Consider the following 21,678-nt stretch of genomic DNA (forward strand, 5'->3'; position numbering starts at 1 on the left):
GGAGGGCTCCCGCGTCACATCCGGAGCGCAGAGACGCCGGGGGCGCTGGGGTATTGACATCACCACCAAACACCACCAGCCTTGTAGTACATGTCACACATCAGTCCAGTTGAGTCGACACAGACCCTGATTCAGAGGGTGGATATGTAGAGCGCCTGCACCCCAGGGGTCCTTGGATGCAAGCCAGACTGCAACGGCGCGGTACCTGAAGGAGAGCCATCCATGATGAACCAAAAACACATCGACGTGGTCGGTGCGTCCAAGACATATCCAAATGGAACAATCGCACTGCAACCCGTTGATCTGCAAATTGGCAAAGGGGAATTTGTTTCACTGCTGGGACCCTCCGGCTGCGGAAAATCCACACTGCTGCGCATTATCGCCGGGCTATCGACACCGTCCACCGGCCAGGTCACCATTCCGGACGGAGACAGGCGCGCATTTGTCTTCCAGGATGCGACGCTGCTGCCCTGGCGGACGGTGGCCCGCAATGCCAGCCTCATTTGCGAGCTGGAGGGCATCGACAAGGCCGAACGGGCCGAGCGCGTCACGGCCGCCCTGAAAATGGTGGGCCTTGAGGGGTTCGAAAAGGTCTACCCCAGAAACCTCTCGGGCGGCATGAAAATGCGTCTGTCGCTGGCCCGGGCCCTGGCCCTCCAGCCGGAGCTGTTCCTGATGGACGAGCCCTTCTCGGCGCTCGATGAAATCACCCGCGAGGTCCTCCAGGACGAGCTGCTGCGCATCTGGCAGTCCAAGGGGTTCACCTCGGTCTTTGTCACCCACAACCTCTACGAGGCCATCTACCTGTCCAACAGGGTTGTGGTGATGTCGGCACGCCCCGGACGCATTGAACGCGTCTTCGACGTCCCGTTCTCGTATCCACGAACACCCGAGCTGCGGCTAACGCCAGAATTCACGGCTCTCAGCGTTGAAATTTCCGATTGCCTGCGGGAAGGAGTGCACGCATGACCATCCAGATCGCCAAACCAGCATCCAAGGCCGCCACTGACGCCAGCACCAAGGCTGTGGCTGGCAAGTCCAAACCGTTTCTGAAGGCTGCCCTGCCGCCGGCAATCGTGCTGGTGGTCTTCCTGGCCGCCTGGTCGATTGTCTCCAGCACCGTCTACGGCGACCGCAACTACCTGCTGCCCCGCCCGGAGCAGGTGCTGCAGGCCATCTTGGACAACCCCGACACCCTCTGGCAGGGCATCCGGATCACCTTCTTCGAGGCCACCGCCGGATTCGTCCTGGCCATCGTCGTCGGTTTTGCCGGCGCCATCATCATGAGCCAGTCCAAGATGCTCGAACGCAGCCTCTACCCCTACGCGGTGCTCCTCCAGACCGTTCCGGTGGTGGCTGTTGCGCCGATCATTGTGCTCTGGTTCGGCTACAACCAGAGCGCCGTCATCGTCATCGCGTTCATGATCGCCGTCTTCCCGATCCTGAACAACACCCTGCTGGGCCTGCTGTCCACGGACCGGAACCACAGGGATCTGTTCCGGATGCACCACGCCAGCCGGACCACCGAGTTCCTCCAGCTCCGGCTCCCCAGTGCGCTGCCGAACATCTTCGCCGGCCTGCGCGTATCGGCCGGTCTGGCCGTGGTGGGAGCCATCGTGGGCGAGTTCATCATCGGCAGCGGCGGCGAAGAAGGCGGCCTGGGCGTCAAGGTGCTTTTTGCCCAGTCACGTCTGGCCACCGGCCTCCTCTTCGCCGAAGTTCTGGCAGCAACGCTGCTGGGCTTCATCTTCTTTCTGGTCGTGACGATCGTGGGGAACCGTCTGATCAAGCATTGGCACGAATCAGCATTGAAGGACGATGCCTAGGCCTCCGTTCGGGCCGGTCCACAGCATCATCATCGTCCTCAAGCGCGCGATGAATCACCCACATCCTCTGAAAGGCACCCCATGAAGCTCAAGCACCTCGCCACCGCCGTCGCCTCCGCGGCCGTCATTGCTCTTGGCGCCACGGCCTGCGGCAGCGCCGCCGCCACCGGCCCCTCGGCTGCCAACCCCCAGACGGCCACCATCCTGATGAACTGGTTCGCCCAGGCCGAGCAGGGCGGGTACTGGGACGCCATGCAAAACCAGACAGTGAAGGACTCGGGCGTGACCCTGAAGGTCCAGCAGGGCGGACCCGGCATCCAGACCATCGCGCAGGTGGCCGCCGGCCAGTCGGACTTCGGCATCGCCAATGCCGACGATGTGATGGTGGCCCGCAAGAACGGCCTGCCGATCGTGGCCGTGGCAGCGGCCTACGACACCAACCTGCAGTGCATCATGTCGCACAAAGCCATTGGTGCCACCAGCTTCGAGGCGCTGAACGGCCACCAGATTTCCCGTGTCCCGAGCCCCTACTTCGACTACCTCAAGTCCCATTTCAAGTTGGACAACATCGAAGAGATCAACTACACCGGATCGCTGGCGGACTTCAAGCGCAACGACAACCTGGCCCTGCAGTGCTACGTCACCTCCGATGTCTACAACGCCGAGAAGGAAGGCATCGACATCAACGTCCTGAACATCGCCAAGGATGGCGGCTACAACCCGTACGGCCTGCTGCTCTTCACCACCGACAAGCTGGTCAAGGAAAAGCCGGAGCTGGTGAAGTCCGTCGTCAAGGCCTCGGTGGCCGGATGGAAGAGCTTCCAGGCCGATCCCACCGCCGCCAAGACGGCTGTGATGGCGGCCAACAAGGACGCCGATTCGGCCACTTTTGACGCCGCGGTCAAGACCATCAAGGACGGCAACTACCTCGGCGCCTCCATCGGCTCGATGACCGAGGAGCGCTGGAACACCCTGCGCGACCAGCTGGCCTCCATAGGCCAGGTTCCTGCCGGCTTCGACGCCAAGACCGCCTACACCAACGATTTCCTGCCCAAATAGCCGGCACAGCCCGGGGCCCTGCCCATTGCGGCCTGGCCCCGGGCACCTGCATTTCCACTCCACCGAACCCACGAAAGCGGCCGACCCATGACTGCAACATTCGCCCCCCGCGGCTCTTGGACCCCCGTGGCCTTTGACTCCACGCTCCAGCCGTTCCTGTCCGCCAGCGCAGATGCTCTGGCCACCTTCGACCCCGCCACCGGTGGACTTGTCGCCCGCGTGGCCACGTCCACGCTCGGGCAGGTCGATGAGGCCGTCGACAGCGCAGAGCGCGCCTTCCGCAAGTCCAGTTGGCGCAACGACGGCGCGCTGCGCGCCCGCGTGCTGTTCCGCTGGGCCGAAAGGATGCGCCAGCAGACCGAGCAGCTGGCGGAGCTGCTGACCCGCGAACAGGGCAAGACCCTTGGCCAGGCCCGCGGCGAGGTACTCAGCAGCATCAGCATGATCGAGTTCAACGCCGGCCAGGCCCGGGCCATCTACGGCCGCTCCGCCGCGTTGAAGGACGGCGTCCATGGAGTGGTTCTGCGCGAGCCGGTGGGCATCGTTGCCGCCATCACGCCGTGGAACTACCCCCTCAACCTCACCATCCGGGCCGTGGCTCCGGCCCTGGCGGCGGGCAACGCCGTTATCGTCAAGCCGGCCAGCCTGACGCCGGCGATCGTCATCGCAGCCCTGGCCCTGCTGGCCCAGGACGACGATCTGCCGGACGGCATCGTCCGTGCGGTGGTCGGCTCCGGCGCAACCGTCGGCGACCGTCTGGTGACCCACGACGGCGTCAACATGATCGCGTTCACCGGCGATTCCGCCACGGGCATCAACGTCATGAAGCGTGGCGCGGACAGCCTGAAAAAGGTCTCGCTGGAGTTGGGCGGAAAGTCGCCCAACATCGTCTTTGCCGATGCCAATCTGGACAAGGCACTCATTGGCGCCGAGAACGCCATCTTCTCCTCCGCCGGCCAGATCTGCACGGCCGGCAGCCGGCTGTTGCTGGAGGAAAGCATCCACGATGAATTCGTCGAGCGCCTGGCCGCACGGGCACGCGGGATGCATGTGGGGGACGGCCTCGACCCCGCCACGCAGATGGGGCCGCTGGTCTCCGCCGGCCACAAGCAGACAGTGTGGGACTACGTCGAAGTTGCCAATGCCGAAGGCACGGTGGTGGCCGGCGGCCGGGCGCTGGAGGGCGGACCCTACGATGACGGGCATTTCGTGGCGCCCACGATTGTCACAGACCTGCCCGCCGGCTCGCGCCTGCTCAAGGAGGAGGTCTTCGGCCCCGTCCTGGCCGTGCAGAAGTTCGGCACCGAGGAGGAGGCCATCCAGATCGCCAACGGCACGGAATTCGGGCTGGCCTGCGGGCTCTGGACCTCCGACCTCGACCGCTCCTGGCGCGTGGGCCGCGCCGTCGACGCGGGCACCATCTGGATCAACACCTACCACCACTTCTACGGCGAAATGGAGGTGGGCGGGTTCAAGAAATCCGGCATCGGCCGCCAGCAGGGCATTGAGGGACTGCTGGAATTCACCGAGACCAAGCACCTGAACTTCGATTCGAACCCGACGTTCTGGTAGCAGTTCCCGGCACCACAAGGAGGCGCCCCGCTGGTTCAACCAGTGGGGCGCTTCCATGTGTTTCCGTCGTGCCTTAGGCGCCCCAGGTGACCAGTTCCAGGATGGTCCCCCAGGGGGCGCGGACAAAGGCGTTACTCAGTCCCGGCGTCGCCCCCTCGGTGAAGGTGACGGGTTCCCCCATCACCACCACACCGGGCATCTGGCGCAGGGCCGCCAGGGTGGCGTGGATGTCCGGGGTCTGGAGGGCAAGGTGGCTGGCTCCGACATCCATGGCGGCCGGCTGCCCAGTCTTGGACTCCCCACTCCACCACTGCAGCAATTCCAGCCTGGCACCGGCAACGTCAATCATCACCGCTTCGAACTCGGCCGTCTGGTTGGCGCCGATCCGCTGCATTGAGCCGCCCTCGGGGTCGCGGATGCGGTCCAGGCGGAAAACCACCGTGGCACCGAACGCCTCCACAAAGAACGCCACCGCCTCCTCCAGGTCCGGCACGCACAGGCCCACATGGTCCAGCCGCACGGCCGGGGCGGCGCTCACGCTTCGATCCGGAAGAGGCTGTCCGTGTCCGTCACATCTGAGAGCAGCCGGGCACCGGAGTCTTCGACGGCGATCATGTCCTTGATCTGCATGCCAAACCCGAAACCGCTGCGGTAGACCAGCGGTTCCATGCCCAGCACCATGCCGGCCTCGACCTTTTCGTTCGAGTACGGCCCAAAGTACGGGGCCTCGTGGAGGTTGGTGCCGATCGAGTGGGCCACGAAGGAGATGGCGGGCAGCCCCAGCTCATCGAACGTGGATCTGAACAGCTCGTAGACCTCCCGCGAGCTGGCACCCGGGCGGATCGCCTCGAAGACCTGGTGCTTGCAGTCGACAAGGTTTTGGTAGACCCGCTCCGCTTCGGCAGGCGGATCCCCGACCACCGCGGTGCGGCAGACGCCGGCCTGGTAGCCGTCAATGACGGAGAAGATCTCCACCCGGCAGACGTCCCCGGGCAGCAGGATGCGGTTGGTGGGGCCGACATTGGGCAGCTGGCTGCGCTCCCCCGTAGCCACGATCATCAGCTTGAACTGCTGGGCACCCTGCTCATAGACACTGCGGGTCAGTGCCGCGGCAATGTCCATCTCGGTGGATCCGGCCCGCACGGCCTCAAACGAGGTCTTGATGGCCGTGTCGGAGATCCGAGACAAGCGCTCCAGCAGCGCGAGCTCGTCCGGCGTCTTGACCTGCCGTGCGCTCGTCAACAGCGCATCGGCCGCGACAAATTCCAAGCCGGGAACCAGGGCGGCGATTTCGGCGTGGTCGGCAAAAGAGAGATAGGAGAGTTCAGTGCCCACACGCGCCGATTCCAGACCCCAATCCTTGAGCAATCCGGCCAGAACCACCATGGGGCGCTCGACGAATTCCTTCCAGACGCGGATCTCCGCGTCCACTTCGGCCCGGCGCACGGTGGTCTCTTCCATGTCGATGCAGACAATCGCACTGCGGCCGTCCCCGTGCAGGACGGTTGCCGCATGGCGCCACCGCATCAGCGGTTGTGAGGGGATGACATAGCCGGCGGTGTACGCCACGTTTTCCGGGGAAAGACACACCAACGCGTCCAAACCCTTTTCTGCCATCATGGACCGTAACCGGTTTCCAACGTCCTGCTGCATGATTTCTCCTAGTCTGAAAAGCGGCACTTACAAACTGGTCTTACAACAGATATCCTATAAGCATTGCAGTTCTGAGGCGAGTACAAATCCGAAGACCACAAGGTGAGGAAAACTGTTGAACCATCATTTGGGCCGCGAAACCGCCGCAACCACACTTATTGAAAATCTTCAGTTCATTGTCACGGCGAACCAGAACGACGACGTCGTTCGCAACGCCGCGATTCTGATCAGGGACGGCAAGATTGCCGACATCGGCCCCACCTGGGAGGTCCGCGCGAGGCTGGGCGGCGCCGTCGTGGACAAGACCATTGACGGCTCGATGCTCGGCATGACGCCGGGGTTCATCGATTCCCATGTGCACCTGTCCGAAACACTGAGCCGCGCCGTTTTTCCCGATGTCCTGGCCACCCGGGCCTGGGTGTTCCACTGGGCGAAGCCCTTCTATGCCCACGTGGACGAGGACGACGAGCGCACCAGCGTGCTGCTGGGCACCGCCGAGATGCTGCGCAGCGGCACCACCTGCTTCCTGGACATGGGCGCCCAGAACGACGCCGGCCTGACCGCCAGGGCCGCCGCCCAGATCGGCATCCGCGGCATTGTTGGCCGCCACGCCGCGGACATCCGCCCCACGGAGATCCCGGCTGGCTGGTCCGATGACATGATGGACCACCACTTCTTCAAGAACTCCGCCACTGCTCTGGACGCATTGAAGAGCAGCGTTGAGGAATGGAATGGCTACGCCGACGGGCGGATCCGCTGCTGGGTCAACATTGAGGGCAAGGAGCCCTGCAGCCTGGATCTGACCATCGGTGCGCGCGAACTGGCGGCCGAGCTGGGTGTGGGAACCACGTACCACATCGCCACCAGCATGGAGGAGGCCCAGGTCAGCCAGAAGCGGCACGGCATGTGGCCGATCAGCCGCATCGCTCGCAACGGCGGGCTCGGCTCCAACCTCGTGCTGGCGCACGCCGTCGCCGTCGCCGATGAGGAGGTCAAGATGCTGGCGGACCACCAAACCTCGGTAGCCTTCTGCCCGTCGAGCTCGCTCAAGCTGGCCAAGGGTGCCGCCGACATCGGCAAGTACCCGGAAATGATCGCGGCCGGCGTCACGGTGGGGTTGGGGACCGACGGCGTGTCCGCCGCCGGCAACCTCAACCTCCACCGGCAGATCCACATCGTAGCGGGCCTGTTCAAGGACGCCCGCCGGGACCCCACACTGGTGGGCGCGCGCCAGGCCATCCGGATGGCCACCATCGACGGTGCCAAAGCCCTCGGCTGGGACGACGAGATCGGCTCGCTGGAGGTCGGCAAGCAGGCGGACCTGGTGCTCTTCGATCTGAACCACCATGAGTGGACGCCCTACGCCGATCCCGAGCAGGCGCTGGTGTACTCGGCGAGCACGGCCAGCATCTCCCAGACCTGGGTGGCCGGAAAGGCCGTCTTCAAGGAGGGCCGCGTGACGGCAATCGATGAGACGGCGCTGCGCTCAGAGGCCCGCGAACGTGCTGCCCGGATCGTCCTGCGCGCCGGGCTGGGAATCCACGTCCCCGTGACCACCACCTTGTACGACTAAACCCTCATCTGTGTAACAGAAAACGCTCGAAACCCGCGGGTTTCGAGCGTTTTCTGTTACACAGATGTCCCCGAGTGGGCTGTTCGGAGCGGGGTTAGAAGACCGGGTTCCAGGTGCCCAGGACGACGGCGGCGGCCAGGGCCGCGGCCGACACGAGGACGCCGGCACCGAACACCCAGACATCGATCCGGGAGTACGTGGATTCCCGGGCCCAGGTGCGCGGCCCGGCACCGAAGCCCTTGGCTTCCATGGTGACGGCCAGCCGGGAGGCGCGGCGGATGGCCTGCACCAGCAGGGCCATCGCCTGGCCCAGCGAGGCCACGATCCGGCCAAACACGCCGGTGTTGGACCCCACGCCGCGGGCGCGGCGGGCCATGCCGAGGGTCTGCCATTCCGCCACTAGCAGGCCCACCAGCCGCATCGCGGCCAGCGCCCCCAGCACAAAGCGGTGCGGCAGGCGCAGCTTCTGCGCCAGCGCATCGGCCAGGTCCGTGGGATCGGTGCTGGCAAGCACGATGATGCCGGGCAGCCCAATGGCCAGGCCGCGCAGCGCGATAGCCACACCGGATTCCACCGAGCCCTCCGTGAAGAGGAACGGCCCCCATTCCAGCAGCACGGCACCCGTCTTGGGCGCCAGCAGGGCCGATCCGTAGGCTCCGGCCAGGGCGGCGGCCAGGATGGGCCAGCCGCGCACCAGCAGCAGGCGCAGGCTGAGCCCGGCCAGGGGCAGAATTGCCAGTTCGCAGGCCAGCGCCACCGACGCCGACACCCAGTCCACCGTCAGCAGCAGTGCAACAGTGAGCACCATCGCGGCGCCGAGCTTGGCAAGCGGGTTGGCCCGGGACAGCCAGGCCACCGAGCGCGGCTGCGCCAGAACATCGACACTCATGCCGCACCCCGCAGGGACTGTGCGTCCGCGCCGGCGGCCGGAACGGGAGCCGAGGCGGGCGCCGCAGCCTCGATGGGCAGGCCCAGTTCCAGCCGGTTTCCGCCCAGAACCTGCGTGAATTCGGCGTCGTGGGTGACGGAGACGACGGCGGTGCCGGCGTCGAGCAGTTCACTGAGCAGGCTGGCCAGCTCGGCCCAGGTGTTGGCATCCTGCCCGAAGGTGGGCTCGTCCAGCACCAGGATCTGCGGGCTGGCGGCCAGCACGGTGGCCACGGACAACCGGCGCTTCTCGCCCCCGGAGAGGGTGAACGGGTTGGCGTCGGCCAGATGCTCCAGCCGCAGCCGGGCCAGCAGCTCGTCCACCCTGTCGCCGCCGCGGCCCAGCAGCTTCGGGGCGAACCGCAGCTCCTCGAGCACGCTGCCGGTGACGAATTGGTGCTCCGGCTCCTGGAAGACGGTGCCGATGCGCTCGATCAGCTGGTTCCCCTTCCAGCGGTAGGGGTCCTTCGCGGCACCGCGGGCCAGCGGTTCCGCCGCCAGGACGGATCCCGCGGCGGCCGGCAGCAGCCCTCCCAGCGTCAGCGCCAGGGTGGACTTTCCGGCACCGTTGGGCCCGGTGATGCTCAAGGCCGTGCCGGCCTGCAGGGCCACGTCGATGTTCGAGGCCGCGGGCACGGCCGGGTGGCGGCGCCGGCCGCGCTGGCGGGACACGGCCAGATCATCGGCGGAGAGCAGCAGCTCCCCGCCGCCGGAGTTGGTCCGCGGCCGGGTGGGCGGGACATGGCCCGGCACCCAGACACCCGCTGCGGACAGCATCTCGCGGGCCTGGGCCAGCACCGTGGCCGGCGGACCGTCCAGCAGCACGCCGCCGCCCTCGCCTGGGCGCCCGGGCGCCAGCACCACAATCCGATCCACGGCATCCGCCCAGACGGCCACCCGGTGTTCCACCACCACCAAGGTGGCGCCGGTTTCGGCCACCGTGTTGAGCACGGCGTCGCGGACCTCCAGCACACCGGCCGGATCCAGATTGGCCGTCGGCTCGTCCAGCAGCAGCAGTCCCGGACGCATGGCCAGGATCCCGGCCAGGCCGAGGCGCTGCTTTTGTCCGCCGGAGAGTGCCGAGGAGGAGTGGTCCAGCGGCAGGCGCAGCCCGACGGCGTCGAGCGCGGCGGCCACGCGCGGCCAGATCTGGGACGGCGGCACGGCAAGGTTCTCCGCGCCGAACGCCACGTCGTCGCCGATCCTCGAGAGGACCACCTGCGCGTCGGGGTCCTGCTGCATCAGCCCGGCCCGGCCGCGCGCGGCGGCCGCGGGAACACCGTCGATCAGCAGCGAGCCGAACTCGCTGGCCTCCTCATCGGAGCCCAGCACGCCGGCCAGGGCATGGAGCAGCGTGGACTTGCCCGCGCCGGAGGGGCCCAGCAGCAGCACCCGCTCCCCCGGCGCGATGTCCAGGTCGAGGCCGCGCACGGCCTGGTGCGGGCGCCCGGAATGCTGCCAGCCCCACCCCCGGGCCGTGACGGCGGCGGGGACCACATGTTGCGAGGTTGCCACGGCTAGAGGACGCGCTCCGTGGCGGCATGCCGCGAGGGCAGGTTGGACAGCGCCCCGGTGCGGGCCAGCCCGCGCACGGCCAGCCAGGACAGCAGGCCGGCGATGACCATGCCGGAGATGATGGCGAAGAGGACGTAGACGGCCTTGAAGCCAAACTCCCACTCGGCGTTGTAGCCGATGTTGTCGTTCAGGCCCATGGCCAGCCCGGCCAGCGCACCGGAGAGCAGGGCCACCGGCAGGGAGAACTTCTTGTAGCGGAAGACGGCGAAGGCCAGCTCGGCCCCGAGGCCCTGGACCAGGCCGGAGATCAGCACGGTGAAGCCGAAGTGCGTGCCCAGCAGGGCCTCAACCACTGCCGCGACCAGTTCGCAGTAGAGGGCGGCGCCGGGCTTGCGGATCACCAGGCCGCCGATGACGCCGGCAATCAGCCAGCCGCCGCCGTACAGGCCACCCAGGGGCGGGAAGGCGGTGGTGATGGCGGCGATGATGCCGTAGCCCTGGCTCCAGAGCCAGAAGATGACGCCGACGGCGACGGCCAGCACGGATGCGACGACAATGTCCACGACGCGCCAGCTTGATGTGGCCTTCTTCGGGACAGCGTTTGAAAAGCTCATGGGATTCCTCCTATACAGGAGGGGCGGCCGAGCGTTGCAGGCGCGCGGCCGAAGAGAACTCGACTCCCTTCGCCGGTACTAGCCGGAGCAGGTTCGAGGGTCTGCGGCGGGCCGCACTCTCAGCGCCCAGTCCCATGAAGGACTGGCGCTCCCCTGTCGTGTTGATTTGCGGCTCCAGTCTACCCCCGCGGCCCATCCGGCGGTACGGCGCGTCGACGCATCCCTTCATGGCCGCTTAATGTACGACGGCGGGAGCCCACCCAGGTGGGTGGACTCCCGCCGCCGCTGGCGGCCGTTCCATGCTCCTTTGGAGCAGGGTCGGAGCGCTGCCGATGAACCGCTAGTGCGTACGCACGCTCCGACGCCGGCGCAGCAGCGCAACGCCGCCGGCCAGCAGGGCGAGGGCGGCCACGCCCACAGCGCCCAGGCTGAAGCCGGTGTTCGCCAGATCGTCGGAGCCGGAACCCTGCGCGCCCACGGCGGACGACGGCGAATCGGAGCCACCGGCGGAACCGCTGCCGGCACCCGGCGTGGTGGCGGGATCGGTGCCACCGCCCGTGGGCGGGTCGGTGGGCGCCGGGGTGGTCGGCGGAACGGTGGGCTCGGGCTCCTCGCCGATCAGCAGGTCGGAACCGACCACACCGCCGGCGCGCAGCACCAGCTCGTTCACCACCGGGGCCTGGGCCGCTGCCCGGGCCGCCGGGGAGCCGGCGGCGAAGAGGATGCGGGCACCGGTGATCTCCTGCTCCACCACGGCCTCCTGGAAGCTCTTCTCCGGGTCGAGGGTGCCCAGGCTCGTCCAGCCCTGGGCCGTCTCGATCTCCAGCTCGCCGGCCATGCGGCCCACCACGGAAATGGAGCCAATGGTGGTTCCCCCGGCCAGGGTCCGGGTCAGGTGCGATCCCTCTACGGGCGCCGAGGCGGCCTCGAAGGCCGTGGAGATGTTGGCATCGAAGGCGCTGGCCGGGCCGCTGCCATTCGCTCCGGCGAGGTCCGAGACCAGATCCGTGACGGGTCCAAACACCGTGAATTCGCGGACCTTCACCCACTGGCCTCCGGAGTTGGTGGCCGTGGCCGCCATCCGGACATAGCGGGCGTCCACGGGAGTGCTGAAGCTCTGTTCGATCCGCGGCTTCGTCTCGAAGGTGCCGGCGGGCGTCCAGCTGGTGCCGTCCGCGGAGTACTCCACCCGGGCGTGGTAGACCATGTCGCCGGTGGTGGTGTCCGAATCGGACTGCTGGATGAGCACCCTGCCCACCTTCTGCACCGAGCCCAGGTCCACCGTGACGGTGGAGCCCACGGCCGGAGGGGCGCTGGACCACCAGAGCGTGTCGGCATTGCCGTCGGTCATGTTCGACGCACGGTTGGAGGAGTAGGTGCCCAGCGAGGAGGACGCGGTGGCCGGGTAGCCGCCGGCGGTGGCGGCCGGAGTGGCCTGAAGCCAGGTGTTGTAGCGGGCCTGGGCGGCATCAAGGAACGTCTGGAAGACGCCGTCGCCCACGGCGGGCACAATCTGGTTCTGCACAATGCCATGGTCCGAAATGTCGGGAACTGTTGCGGCCAGAGCGTCCGACTTTTCGTCGGCCGCGGCCAGCACAGCGTCGGTTGCATCGGCGCCGCGTCCGTCCGCGATCGCTTCCAGCATGGCCAGCTGCTGCTCGGCGGCTGCGGCCCAGTGGGCGGCGGCATCGATCCAGGGCTTGGCGTCGTCATAGAAGCCCGGCTCGGCCATGGTGGACAGCGTCTGCGGCAGCGCCTTGATGGTGGCCAAACGATCGGCCAGCGGGGCCAGACCAACGGTGCTGCCGGCGTCGTAGGCGGTCCAGAACGCTGCCAGATCCCGGCTCAGGGCAGGCGCCGTCAGCGACGAGTTGCGGTACGGCTTCCAGCTCTGGTTCAGGTCCACAAAGACCTCCAGCGCGTTGCGCACGGCCGGATCATCGCCGGCCAGCTCGGAGATGATGGCCGCCTGCGTGGTGGCGGCGTTGTAGGCGGGGCCGTTCCACGTGTAGTCGCCATAGCCGGCGAGGGCAATCATGGAGGCGTAGGCCTCGATCATCGGATTGGAGGTGAAGCCGTCGATGTGCTGGTACAGATTGGCGTCGCGGCCCTCCAGCGGGTTGAGGAAGAGGCGGCCGCGCTGGCCGTCATTCACCGGCAGGTTGTCCCAGATGTAGAGATGGTCCGTGTTGTAGCTGGTCGAGGCGGCGGCCACGGAGGCCATCGTGATCTTGTCGGAAAAGACGCCCTCGCCGGTCCACTGGACCAGCACCGAATCATCAACCATCAGACCGAACTGGCCCTTGTAGGGGTCCGGGCCGGAGCCGTTGTAGTTGGTGGGCACCGTCTGCAGCGGCTGCAGGTTGTGCGGCTTGATGTAGTCGTTCACCAGGCGGTTCAGGTAGAACGCCTGGCCGTCGGCGAGCTTCTTGAAGCCCGAGTTGGTGAACTTGTCCTTGTCCGCCTGGCATTTGAGCACGGGGTCGATGTCATCGAGGGCGATGTAGAAGCTGGTGACGCCCAGCGCGCGCAGCTGGTCGAACTTGCGCGTGGTGGCGGCCAGATCGGCGTCGGAGGAGTAGCAGACGTCGTTGCCCGGCGAGAGGGCAAAGGTGAAGTTCACGTGGTTGGCATTGGCCTCGTCCACCAGTTCCTTCAGCGCAGCCAGCTCCGCCGCCGGGTAGAGCTCGCGCCACTTGGACCGCAGGAAGGAATCGTCCTTGGGCGTGTAGATGTAGGTGTTCATCTTGTGCTTGCCATAGAAGGCCAGCTGGTCCAAGCGGGCCTGGTGCGACCACGGAATGCCGTAGAAGCCCTCGATGGCGCCGCGGATGGACATCAGCGGCCAGTCCTTGACCTTCATGGCGGGGGCCGCGCCGTCGGCGACCACCTGGGAGAGGCTCTGGACGGCGTAGTACGTGCCCGCAGCATCCTTGCCGTCCAGCACCAGGGTGGGTTTGCCCGCCACTGTGCCGGTGGCAATCACATAGCCGTTGGCCGCCAGGGCATCGGCGTTGGCGGCGCCGACGGCGGAGAGCGCGCCGGGCAGGGCGGCGTTGTCCGCCGTCGTGCCCAGGAAGACCGTGGCGCCGGCGGGGGCGGCGGCATCGACGAACGACGCCGTGCCGCCGGCCTGCCGGACGACGTCGGAGAGCAGGTCCTTGGCGGCGGCATCGGTCTGGGCGCCCACGGCCACCGTGACGGTGCCGGTCAGGGGCACGGCCACGCCGTCGGCGCTGATTTCCTGCGGCGTGGGCAGGATCGTGGGAATGGTGGGTGCCGCCTGTGCCGCCGGGAGCACCGCCGGCGCCAGTGCTATCAACCCTCCCCCGGCACCGATCGCCAGGGCCAAGGCCCCCGTGGCTGCGTTCCGTAGTGCGCGTCTCATACTGCGTCCCCTCAGATGTCGATGGCTCCGTCAACCCATTTCTGTAATGGGCATCACAAAAATAGGCCATCCGGCTGGCGGCAACGCTAGTGAAAGGATTGATGGCGCGTCAAATGATTACGCAAAGATCATGAAAGTGCATTCCATGGACTTGGCAGGCCTCGATGTCCAGATCCGCTGGACTGCCCGCCGGGGAGAGCCGGGTGCCTTGCCGGACCACAAACGGCACCGTCCCAATGTGTCCAGCGCTGTGCCCTGCTGCGCGGCAGGGCGGTCCGGCACCAATCCGCGTTAGGCTGGCACAGACAGCACCACCGGCCGCACGGCGGCCAGCCACCCAGGAGGCCCCCATGAACATTGTCTTCAAGCTGATCGGCACTCTCGTCAGCATTGGTGCAGGATTTGCCGCCAACAAGCTGGTCGACACGGTTTGGGAGAAGAGCACGGGCAACAAGCCACCCAAGGACGGCACCGATCTGGAGCACAGCCTGCGCTCGGCACTGGTCTTTGCGCTGGTCTCCTCCGCCGTGGCGGCTGTCATCCAGGTCCTGGCCGGACGCGGCACGCAGAAGGCCATCGCCCGCTTCAACCACAGCACCGACGAGGTCTAGACCGCGCCACCACCCCGGCTCCATGGACGGGGACCCTCGCCGGACGTAGTGTGTCGACAGAGATCGGCCGTCGATACCAAGGGTGGGCAGTCATGGTCATCAAGAACTGGCACACGGAACACAAGGAGTCGCTGACCTCTGGTCAAAAGGCTGCCGACGTTCTCCGCAACGGCATGGGGAGCTGGCCCTTCATCGGGATCTTCATCCTGGCCATGGCCCTGTGGGCCGTGGCCAATTCACTTCTCCTGAAGAACGGCTCCTGGGATCCCTACCCATACATTCTGCTGAACCTGTTTCTGTCCATGCTGGCTGGGCTGCAGGGCGCCATCCTGCTCATCTCGGCCAAGCGGCAGGATGCCATCAGCTCCGCCATGGCCCAGCACGACTACGACACCAACGTCGCGGCCAAGGTGGAGATTGACCGGTTGATCGACCTCGGCGAACAGCACCGTCAGATGATCGACCAGCTCCGCTCCCTCATTCTGGCAACCAACGGAACCGGACCGGAGGCAGGGGCGGCCGGCACGGCCACGCCCGCACCAGGCGGTGGCGAGGCCTAGACCGCCGGGTCGCCGCCCCGGTCGCGGCCGCCGTCGTCCTCGGGATCGCCGGCCAGATCCTTGGCCGCCGCGGCCACCACGGGGTTCAGTTCATCCACCGTGAGCAGATCCGGACGCCGGTGCTTGGTCCTGTAGCCGGCGCGGCCCACCATGTGGGCCGACACCGGCACCGTCAGCAGCTGGAAGATCCACGCACCCAACAGCACGGGAAGCAGCGCCCACGAGCGCATCTGCAGCGCCACGGCCGCCAGCATGAGCAGCAGGCCCAGCACCTGCGGCTTGGTGGCGGCGTGCATCCGGCTCATGAGGTCCGGGAAGCGCAGCAGGCCAATGGCCGCCGCAAGGGACATGAGCGCCCCAACGAGCAGGCACGCCATGGTCAATCCATCCAAAATGGCGTCGCCGCTCATGGTTCCTCCCGGCGGTCGGATACGAAGCGGGCCACCGTGACCGAGCCTATGAAGCCGATGACGCTCAGTGACACGAGCAGTGCCAGGTTGTTCAGGTGGTGGTTGACGGCCATGTCGGTGGCCAGCGCCGCGCCGACGATGGCCAGCAGCACGTCGGCCGCCAGCACCCTGTCCAGCAGGGAGGGGCCCGCGGCAATCCGGTAGATGGCGCCGGCCGCAGCCAGCGACAGGATCACCACCACGATGATCAGGACTATGCCCATGGCGTTCACTGTGCCACCACCCCCTGGGACGATTCGGCGGCCAGGGCCGCAACTTCTTCCTTGGACCCCATGATCCGAATGAGCCAGGCCTCCGTGGCCCGCACCTCCGCGCGGACCTTCTCCACCTGCTCGGGGCTGGTGACGTTCAAGACGTGGATGTAGAGCATGGGTGTGGCCCTGTCCACCTCCACCACGAGGGATCCGGGGATCAGCGAAATCACGTGGCCCGTGGCGGTGATCATCAGATCCGAGTGGCTGCGCAGCGGCACGGCGATCACGGCATTGCTGATGTGCGGTCCGCGGACGGCCGCCAGGTAGAACACCTGGAAGCTGGCCACCACCACGTCCTTGAGGAAGATGCCGGCAAACACCGCCGCCAGGACGATGTTGAACCGGCCGCTCAACTCCACCGGCGGCAGGTAGAAGATGCGGGCAATGCCGACGGCGATGAGGGCGCCGAACACCAGGTTGCCCGGGCTGTAGTCCTGCCACAGCGCGCCCCACACCAGCACCAGGAAGACCAGCAGGGGCAGTTCCTGCAGCAGGGAGATCCGCTGGCGGCTCATTGTCCGCCCTCCTGCGGGCCCATAACGGCGGTGATGTACGCCTGGCGGTCCAGCATGTCCCTGGCACCCTGGCCCGCGAGGGCGAACAGCGGCCCGGCGAAGACCGTCAGGGCCACACCCAGCGCCACCAGGCCCATGGTGGAGCCCACCATCATCCGAGGCAGCACGCCCACCGGCCCCTGGACAGCGGCGCCCCTGGCGGCGGCCTTGGTGCCGGAGGTTCCTGCACCCTTGGTGCCTGGGCGTCCCGCAACGGCACCCATGGCGGCCAGCAGCACGGGGTCAGGGTTGACGGCGTCGGCCGGGCTGCGCCAGAACGCCTTGTTCCACACACGGGCCACGGCCAGCAGCGTCAGGAGGCTGGCCACCACGCCGCCCGCCACCAGCACATAGGCCAGCGGCGTGCCCAGCGTGACGCCGGCCTGGAGCAGGCCCAGCTTGCCCAGGAAGCCGGAGAACGGCGGGATGCCGGCCAGGTTCATGGCCGGAATGAAGTACAGCACGCCCAGCAGCGGGGACAGCTTGGCCAGCCCGCCCAGCCGGTCGATGGAGGAGGTGCCGCCGCGGCGCTCGATCAGGCCCGTGACCATGAACAGCGAGGTCTGCACGGTGATGTGGTGGATGACGTAGAACACCGCGGCGCCCAGACCCACCACCGAGGACATGGCGACACCGAAGACCATGTAGCCGATGTGGCTGACAAGGGTGAAGGAGAGCATTCTCTTGATGTCCGTCTGGGCCACGGCGCCAAGGATGCCCACCAGCATCGTCAGCAGCGCCACCACCATCAGCAGCGTGTCCAGCGAACCACCCGGGAACAGCAGTGTTTCGGTGCGGATGATGGCATAGACGCCCACCTTGGTCAGCAGGCCCGCGAACACGGCGGTGACAGGTGCCGGGGCGGTTGGGTAGGAGTCGGGGAGCCAGAAGGACAGCGGGAAGACGGCCGCCTTGATGCCGAACGCCACCAGCAGCAGCAGATGCAGCATGATCTGCGTGCCCGGTTCCAGCTGGCCCAGCTTCACGGCCAGATCCGCCAGCGTAATGGTTCCGGTGGCGGCATAGATCATGGCGATGGCGATCAGGAACAGCATCGAGGACACCACGCTGACCACCACATAGGTCACCCCGGCCCGGATCCGCTCCCCCGTGCCGCCCAGTGTCATCAGCACATAGCTGGCGGTCAGCAGGATCTCAAAGCCCACGTACAGATTGAACAGGTCCCCGGCCAGGAAGGCGTTGGACACCCCGGCCACCAGGATCAGATAGGTGGGGTGGAAGACGGACACCGGGCCCTTGTCCTCGCCGTCGGCCGCGCCCTGCCCGGTGGCGTAGACCAGCACCGCCAGGCTGACGGCGGAGGACACCACCAGCAGCAGCGAGGAGAGCTGGTCGACCACCATCACGATGCCGAACGGCGGCAGCCATCCGCCCAGGTGGACGGCGCTGGCGCCGGTGGTCCAGACGGAGGCCAGCAGCACCGCCTCAAGGGCCAGGGTCAGTGCGACGGCGGAAATGCTGACCGTCTGCTGGGCGCGCGGGTGGCGGATGAGCATGAAGGCGACTGCCGCACCGAGGAACGGGACGGCGACGGCCAGGGGTGCCAGGTCTGCGATGTTCATCGGGTTCCCCGCCCCTTTCCGGTCTTGTTGTCGTTCTTGGCCGGTTCGTCGAATTCGGTGGTGTCCAGATCGATGTCGGCATCCTCTTCGGCGTCGAAGCTGCCCTGGGCAGCCACCTTGCGGTCCTCGGCGTCGTCCTGGATGTCATCGCGGCGGGCCAGCAGCCAGGAGCGGTAGATCAGGCCAAGCATGAACGAGGTCACCGCGAAGGAAATCACGATGGAGGTCAGAATGAACGCCTGGGGCAGCGGATCATTGTATTCCCCGGCGGGAATGTCTTTGCTGAAGATCGGTGCCAGTCCGGCGTAGCCGCCGGTGGCCAGCAGCAGGATGTTGGTGGCGTTGGCCAGCAGCATCAGGCCCAGCAGCACCCGGGTGAGGCTGCGTTCCAGCAGCAGGTAGATGCCCACCGCGTACAGCACGCCCATCACGATCAGCAGCGTCAGGTTGGCGCTCATCGACCCACCCCCAACGGTGATTCCTCCACCGTGGGCGCCTGCCCATTGGCACTGTCCTCTTCATGCTGGTCGATCTCCGCGCCGAGGCTGCGCAGTACGTCGATCACCAACCCCACCACCACCATGTAGACGCCGATGTCAAAGATGGTTGAGGTGACAAACTTGATGTCTCCGAACACGGGAAGATCGAGGTGGATGATGGCGCTCTGGAACACCTGGCCGCCCAGCAGCAGCGGGAACATGCCCGTCAGCGACGCAACGCCCAGCCCCACACCCAGCAGGCTGCCGGCGCTGACGCGGGTGGCCTCGGCCAGTTCAAAGCGCCCGCCGGCAAGGTAGCGGATGGTCAGGGCGAGCCCTGCCACCAGGCCGCCGGCAAAACCGCCGCCGGTGCTGTTGTGGCCGGCCAGCAGCAGGTAGATGGAAATGATGATCATGCTGTGGAACATCAGCCGGGTCACCACTTCGAAGATGATCGAGCGGCGTTCCGGGGCCAGCGTCCGCCCTGCCACCAGCCAGGCATCGCGGGCCACATCGGTGAAGCGGCGCGCAAGCTCCGCCGTCGCCGCCTTCCGCCCGGTGCCGGCGTCGCCCTCGGCCACCCTGCCCACGCTCCCGGTTTCCACCGTGGAAGCCCGCGGCAGGCGGTCGCCGCGGCCGCGGACAAAGATCAGGCTGGCGACGCCGGTGGCCGCGATGGCCAGCACGGAGATCTCGCCGAAGGTGTCCCAGGCACGGATGTCCACCAGCGTGACGTTGACGATGTTCAGCCCGCCGCCGCCCTCATAGGCCAGTTCCGGGAACTGCAGCGAGACAGGGGCCGCCACCCGGGCACCCATGGCGGCCAGCGCCACGAAGATCATGGTGGTTCCGAAGGCCGCCGCGATGACCATGCGCACCAGGCGGTGCGAGCCGGCCGTGCGTTCACGCAGTTCTGCGGGGAGGCTGCGCATGGCCAGCACGAAGGCCACCAGGATGATGGTCTCCACCAGCATCTGCGTCAGCGCCAGATCCGGCGCCCCCTGCAGGGCGAAGATCAGCGCAATGCCGTAGCCGGTCACAGAGACCATCAGCACGGCCAGGAAGCGCTTGTTGGCGCGGGCCGCGGCCAGGGCGCCAAGGACGATGGCAATCGCCGCAATCACCTGCACCGGAGCGCCGGGATCGACGAAGTAGACGGTCTCCGGCCAGCGCTGGCCGCCAAAGATGAGCGCCAGCAGCGCCGCGACGATGGCCGTCGACAGAATGACGGAGAGGTAGAAGAACAGCGAACCACGCTGCGTACGGCCGGTGACCCAAATGGCGATGATGTCCAGCACGTTGACGACCTGGCGGTAGCTCTTCTCCGCGTCGACCACCGGCGGCAGCTTCGTCTGGAAGCGGCCCACCGCGCTGCGGCCGGCGAAGAGCAGCACGCCGACGGCGATGGTGGCGGCGCTCAGGCCCAGGGCCGGGGTGAAGCCGTGCCAGAGCGCCAGATGCGCATCCGGCCCCTTGGCCGGGAACAGGGCGGCGTAGGGGGCTATCCAACCGTCCACCACCGAGGGGAACAGTCCGTAGGCAACCGTGAGCACCGTCAGGATGGCGGGGGCGGCCAGGAAGGCCGGTGGGACGCGCTTGAATCCTGTGGCCATGCCCTTGACCTTCTTGGCGAAGCCGCCCCAGAGGAAGCGCGCACTGTAGGCGAACGTGAGCATGGAGCCGAGCACCATCAGGGCCAGCACCACAAACCCGGCCACCGGGTCCGGACCGTGGGCAGCGTTCTCCCAGAAGGCCTCGAAGATGGATTCCTTGGCCACAAAACCCGCCAGCGGCGGCAGGCCCGCCATGGAGGCGGCGCCGATGAGCGCCACGACGCCCAGCGCCGGCGCCGAGGCGAACACCCCGGACAGATTGCGGATGTCGCGGGTTCCGGTCTGGTGGTCGATGATGCCCACCACCAGGAAGAGGGTGGCCTTGAACAGGCCGTGGGCGACCAGCATGGCGAGGCCGGCCAGCGCTGCCTCCCGGTTTCCAAGCCCAACGACGACGGTCAGGAACCCGAGCTGGCTGACGGTGCCGTAGGCGAGGATCAGTTTGAGGTCGTATTGGCGCAGGGCCCGCCAGCCACCCACCAGCATGGTGCCCAGGCCCAGGATGGTGATCAGCGGTGCCCAGGCGGGGGCCTCGGCGAAGCCCGGAGCCAGGCGGGCCACCAGGTAGATGCCGGCCTTGACCATCGCGGCGGCGTGCAGATAGGCGCTCACCGGCGTGGGCGCGGCCATGGCGCCGGGCAGCCAGAAGTGGAACGGGATCAGCGCGGACTTGGTCACGGCGCCGATCAGGATCAAGGCAATGCCGCCGTTGACAATGCCCGCCGTGGCCGGGGCGGCGAGCAGCGCCGGAGCCGCCTCCATGATCGCGGAGATGCTGTAGGTTCCGGCGCTCTGGCCCACCATGATCAGGCCCACCAGCATGGCCAGACCACCGGCGGTGGTGACGATCAGGGCCTGCAGGGCCGAGCGGCGGGCGGAAATCCTGGTGCGGGCAAAACCAATCAACAGATACGACAGGATGGTGGTGAGTTCCCAGAAAATGAACAGCAGCACCAGATTGTCGGCCGTGACCAGGCCAAACATGACGCCGGCAAAGGCCAGCAATTGGGCGCCAAAGCCGCCCAGATCGACGTCGTCCTTCTTGAAATAGCGGCCGCAGTAGGCCAGAACCAGCGCGCCAACGCCCAGGACCAAAAGGGACATTACCCAGCCCAGGGCGTCCATCCTAAAGGCCAGCTCCAATTGCAGGCCGGGGACCCAGGGCAGCACTTCACTGGGATTGGGGGAGGTGGGCGAGTAGATGGCGCCATGCTGGGCCAGCAGCCAGAAGAAGCTCCCCGCCGGGACCGCCGCCAGAATGTAGAACGCCTGGCGTCCCATTCGGGAAAAGAATGCGGGCGCTGCCATTGCCACCACAAAATGAATGGCAATGATCATTAGCACAGTTGGTTCCGCTTTTCTTGGTCGTCAGGCGTGGCGGTCAATGTCGAATCGGAGTGCCACCAGCCTATCAATTGCCAACCACT

General features: G+C 67.0%; 19 protein-coding genes and 1 riboswitch. Of the genes, 7 read left to right on the plus strand and 12 right to left on the minus strand.

Going from position 1 to position 21,678, the window contains the following annotated elements:
* Positions 1-222 precede the first annotated feature (222 nt).
* From K254_RS23545 to K254_RS0115515, 4 genes are all read left to right on the plus strand, one after another.
* Entirely contained in the window at positions 223-969 is a 747-nt protein-coding gene (locus K254_RS23545; protein WP_035750247.1) for an ABC transporter ATP-binding protein, read from the plus strand.
* Positions 966-1,826, plus strand: a complete 861-nt coding sequence (locus tag K254_RS0115505; protein ID WP_081710183.1) for an ABC transporter permease — start codon at positions 966-968, stop codon at positions 1,824-1,826. The genes K254_RS23545 and K254_RS0115505 overlap by 4 nt, the downstream gene beginning before the upstream one ends.
* 81 nt (positions 1,827-1,907) lie before the next feature.
* On the plus strand, positions 1,908-2,885 hold the full coding sequence (locus K254_RS0115510) for an ABC transporter substrate-binding protein (RefSeq protein WP_026556145.1): 978 nt from the start codon (positions 1,908-1,910) through the stop codon (positions 2,883-2,885).
* 87 nt (positions 2,886-2,972) lie between these two features.
* Positions 2,973-4,457: an aldehyde dehydrogenase family protein gene (locus K254_RS0115515; protein WP_051389278.1), complete on the plus strand. Its 1,485-nt coding sequence runs from the start codon at positions 2,973-2,975 to the stop codon at positions 4,455-4,457.
* A 73-nt stretch (positions 4,458-4,530) separates the two neighbouring features.
* On the opposite strand, the gene K254_RS0115520 is transcribed toward K254_RS0115515, so the two are convergent.
* Together K254_RS0115520 and K254_RS0115525 are read right to left on the minus strand one after the other, a co-directional pair.
* Positions 4,531-4,995 (minus strand): VOC family protein, encoded by a 465-nt coding sequence (locus K254_RS0115520; RefSeq protein WP_026556147.1) that lies wholly within the window; start codon positions 4,993-4,995, stop codon positions 4,531-4,533.
* A complete protein-coding gene (locus tag K254_RS0115525) occupies positions 4,992-6,110 on the minus strand; it encodes a M24 family metallopeptidase (protein WP_026556148.1) in 1,119 nt (372 codons plus the stop codon). The genes K254_RS0115520 and K254_RS0115525 overlap by 4 nt, the downstream gene beginning before the upstream one ends.
* Positions 6,111-6,225: 115 nt before the next feature.
* On the opposite strand from K254_RS0115525, the gene K254_RS0115530 reads away from it, so the two are divergent.
* The gene (locus tag K254_RS0115530) at positions 6,226-7,683 is read left to right on the plus strand and encodes an amidohydrolase family protein (protein WP_196810978.1); all 1,458 of its coding nucleotides are present in this window, start codon (positions 6,226-6,228) and stop codon (positions 7,681-7,683) included.
* Between the two features lie 94 nt (positions 7,684-7,777).
* Here K254_RS0115530 and K254_RS0115535 read toward each other — a convergent pair whose 3' ends face one another.
* The 4 genes from K254_RS0115535 to K254_RS25455 all read right to left on the minus strand — a co-directional run bounded on the left by K254_RS0115535 (position 7,778) and on the right by K254_RS25455 (position 14,127).
* Complete coding sequence (locus K254_RS0115535; protein ID WP_051389279.1) at positions 7,778-8,572, minus strand: energy-coupling factor transporter transmembrane component T family protein; 795 nt, start codon at positions 8,570-8,572, stop codon at positions 7,778-7,780.
* Entirely contained in the window at positions 8,569-10,125 is a 1,557-nt protein-coding gene (locus K254_RS0115540; RefSeq protein WP_026556151.1) for an ABC transporter ATP-binding protein, read from the minus strand. Before K254_RS0115540 ends, K254_RS0115535 begins: the two co-directional genes overlap by 4 nt.
* A gap of 2 nt (positions 10,126-10,127) precedes the next feature.
* Positions 10,128-10,739 carry an ECF transporter S component gene (locus tag K254_RS0115545; protein ID WP_026556152.1) on the minus strand — a complete coding sequence of 204 codons (612 nt, stop codon included), beginning with the start codon at positions 10,737-10,739 and terminating at the stop codon, positions 10,128-10,130.
* Positions 10,740-10,786: 47 nt separating this feature from the next.
* A riboswitch (TPP riboswitch) is annotated at positions 10,787-10,904 on the minus strand.
* 175 nt (positions 10,905-11,079) lie between these two features.
* A complete protein-coding gene (locus K254_RS25455) occupies positions 11,080-14,127 on the minus strand; it encodes a beta-N-acetylglucosaminidase domain-containing protein (RefSeq protein ID WP_081710184.1) in 3,048 nt (1,015 codons plus the stop codon).
* Positions 14,128-14,477: 350 nt separating this feature from the next.
* On the opposite strand from K254_RS25455, the gene K254_RS0115555 reads away from it, so the two are divergent.
* On the plus strand, positions 14,478-14,738 hold the full coding sequence (locus K254_RS0115555) for a DUF4235 domain-containing protein (RefSeq protein ID WP_026556153.1): 261 nt from the start codon (positions 14,478-14,480) through the stop codon (positions 14,736-14,738).
* A 92-nt stretch (positions 14,739-14,830) separates the two neighbouring features.
* Positions 14,831-15,298, plus strand: a complete 468-nt coding sequence (locus K254_RS23555) for a DUF1003 domain-containing protein (protein WP_231391879.1) — start codon at positions 14,831-14,833, stop codon at positions 15,296-15,298.
* Here K254_RS23555 and mnhG read toward each other — a convergent pair.
* Genes mnhG through K254_RS0115590 form a run of 6 tightly spaced genes read right to left on the minus strand, consistent with a single transcriptional unit; the run spans position 15,295 to position 21,595 of the window.
* Complete coding sequence (mnhG, locus tag K254_RS0115565) at positions 15,295-15,708, minus strand: monovalent cation/H(+) antiporter subunit G (RefSeq protein ID WP_035750248.1); 414 nt, start codon at positions 15,706-15,708, stop codon at positions 15,295-15,297. The genes K254_RS23555 and mnhG overlap by 4 nt on opposite strands.
* Positions 15,705-15,971: a monovalent cation/H+ antiporter complex subunit F gene (locus K254_RS0115570; RefSeq protein WP_026556155.1), complete on the minus strand. Its 267-nt coding sequence runs from the start codon at positions 15,969-15,971 to the stop codon at positions 15,705-15,707. The genes mnhG and K254_RS0115570 overlap by 4 nt, the downstream gene beginning before the upstream one ends.
* A gap of 5 nt (positions 15,972-15,976) precedes the next feature.
* On the minus strand, positions 15,977-16,537 hold the full coding sequence (locus tag K254_RS0115575) for a Na+/H+ antiporter subunit E (RefSeq protein ID WP_026556156.1): 561 nt from the start codon (positions 16,535-16,537) through the stop codon (positions 15,977-15,979).
* Positions 16,534-18,159 carry a Na+/H+ antiporter subunit D gene (locus K254_RS0115580; RefSeq protein WP_026556157.1) on the minus strand — a complete coding sequence of 542 codons (1,626 nt, stop codon included), beginning with the start codon at positions 18,157-18,159 and terminating at the stop codon, positions 16,534-16,536. Before K254_RS0115580 ends, K254_RS0115575 begins: the two co-directional genes overlap by 4 nt.
* Entirely contained in the window at positions 18,156-18,617 is a 462-nt protein-coding gene (locus tag K254_RS23560; protein WP_051389280.1) for a Na(+)/H(+) antiporter subunit C, read from the minus strand. The genes K254_RS0115580 and K254_RS23560 overlap by 4 nt, the downstream gene beginning before the upstream one ends.
* Positions 18,614-21,595 (minus strand): Na+/H+ antiporter subunit A, encoded by a 2,982-nt coding sequence (locus K254_RS0115590; protein ID WP_026556158.1) that lies wholly within the window; start codon positions 21,593-21,595, stop codon positions 18,614-18,616. Before K254_RS0115590 ends, K254_RS23560 begins: the two co-directional genes overlap by 4 nt.
* Between the last annotated feature and the right edge of the window lie 83 nt (positions 21,596-21,678).

The organism is Arthrobacter sp. 35W, assembly GCF_000482545.1.
Classification (GTDB): domain Bacteria; phylum Actinomycetota; class Actinomycetes; order Actinomycetales; family Micrococcaceae; genus Specibacter.

Excerpts from the sequence above, each read along its gene's own strand:
- K254_RS0115535 (WP_051389279.1), bottom strand. The coding sequence starts at position 8,572 with ATGAGTGTCGATGTTCTGGCGCAGCCGCGCTCGGTGGCCTGGCTGTCC.
- K254_RS0115525 (WP_026556148.1), bottom strand. The coding sequence starts at position 6,110 with ATGCAGCAGGACGTTGGAAACCGGTTACGGTCCATGATGGCAGAAAAG.
- mnhG (WP_035750248.1), bottom strand. The coding sequence starts at position 15,708 with ATGAGCGGCGACGCCATTTTGGATGGATTGACCATGGCGTGCCTGCTC.
- K254_RS0115570 (WP_026556155.1), bottom strand. The coding sequence starts at position 15,971 with ATGGGCATAGTCCTGATCATCGTGGTGGTGATCCTGTCGCTGGCTGCG.
- K254_RS0115555 (WP_026556153.1), top strand. The coding sequence starts at position 14,478 with ATGAACATTGTCTTCAAGCTGATCGGCACTCTCGTCAGCATTGGTGCA.
- K254_RS23555 (WP_231391879.1), top strand. The coding sequence starts at position 14,831 with ATGGTCATCAAGAACTGGCACACGGAACACAAGGAGTCGCTGACCTCT.
- K254_RS0115545 (WP_026556152.1), bottom strand. The coding sequence starts at position 10,739 with ATGAGCTTTTCAAACGCTGTCCCGAAGAAGGCCACATCAAGCTGGCGC.
- K254_RS0115515 (WP_051389278.1), top strand. The coding sequence starts at position 2,973 with ATGACTGCAACATTCGCCCCCCGCGGCTCTTGGACCCCCGTGGCCTTT.
- K254_RS25455 (WP_081710184.1), bottom strand. The coding sequence starts at position 14,127 with ATGAGACGCGCACTACGGAACGCAGCCACGGGGGCCTTGGCCCTGGCG.
- K254_RS23545 (WP_035750247.1), top strand. The coding sequence starts at position 223 with ATGATGAACCAAAAACACATCGACGTGGTCGGTGCGTCCAAGACATAT.
- K254_RS0115575 (WP_026556156.1), bottom strand. The coding sequence starts at position 16,537 with ATGAGCCGCCAGCGGATCTCCCTGCTGCAGGAACTGCCCCTGCTGGTC.
- K254_RS0115510 (WP_026556145.1), top strand. The coding sequence starts at position 1,908 with ATGAAGCTCAAGCACCTCGCCACCGCCGTCGCCTCCGCGGCCGTCATT.
- K254_RS0115580 (WP_026556157.1), bottom strand. The coding sequence starts at position 18,159 with ATGAACATCGCAGACCTGGCACCCCTGGCCGTCGCCGTCCCGTTCCTC.
- K254_RS0115505 (WP_081710183.1), top strand. The coding sequence starts at position 966 with ATGACCATCCAGATCGCCAAACCAGCATCCAAGGCCGCCACTGACGCC.
- K254_RS23560 (WP_051389280.1), bottom strand. The coding sequence starts at position 18,617 with ATGAGCGCCAACCTGACGCTGCTGATCGTGATGGGCGTGCTGTACGCG.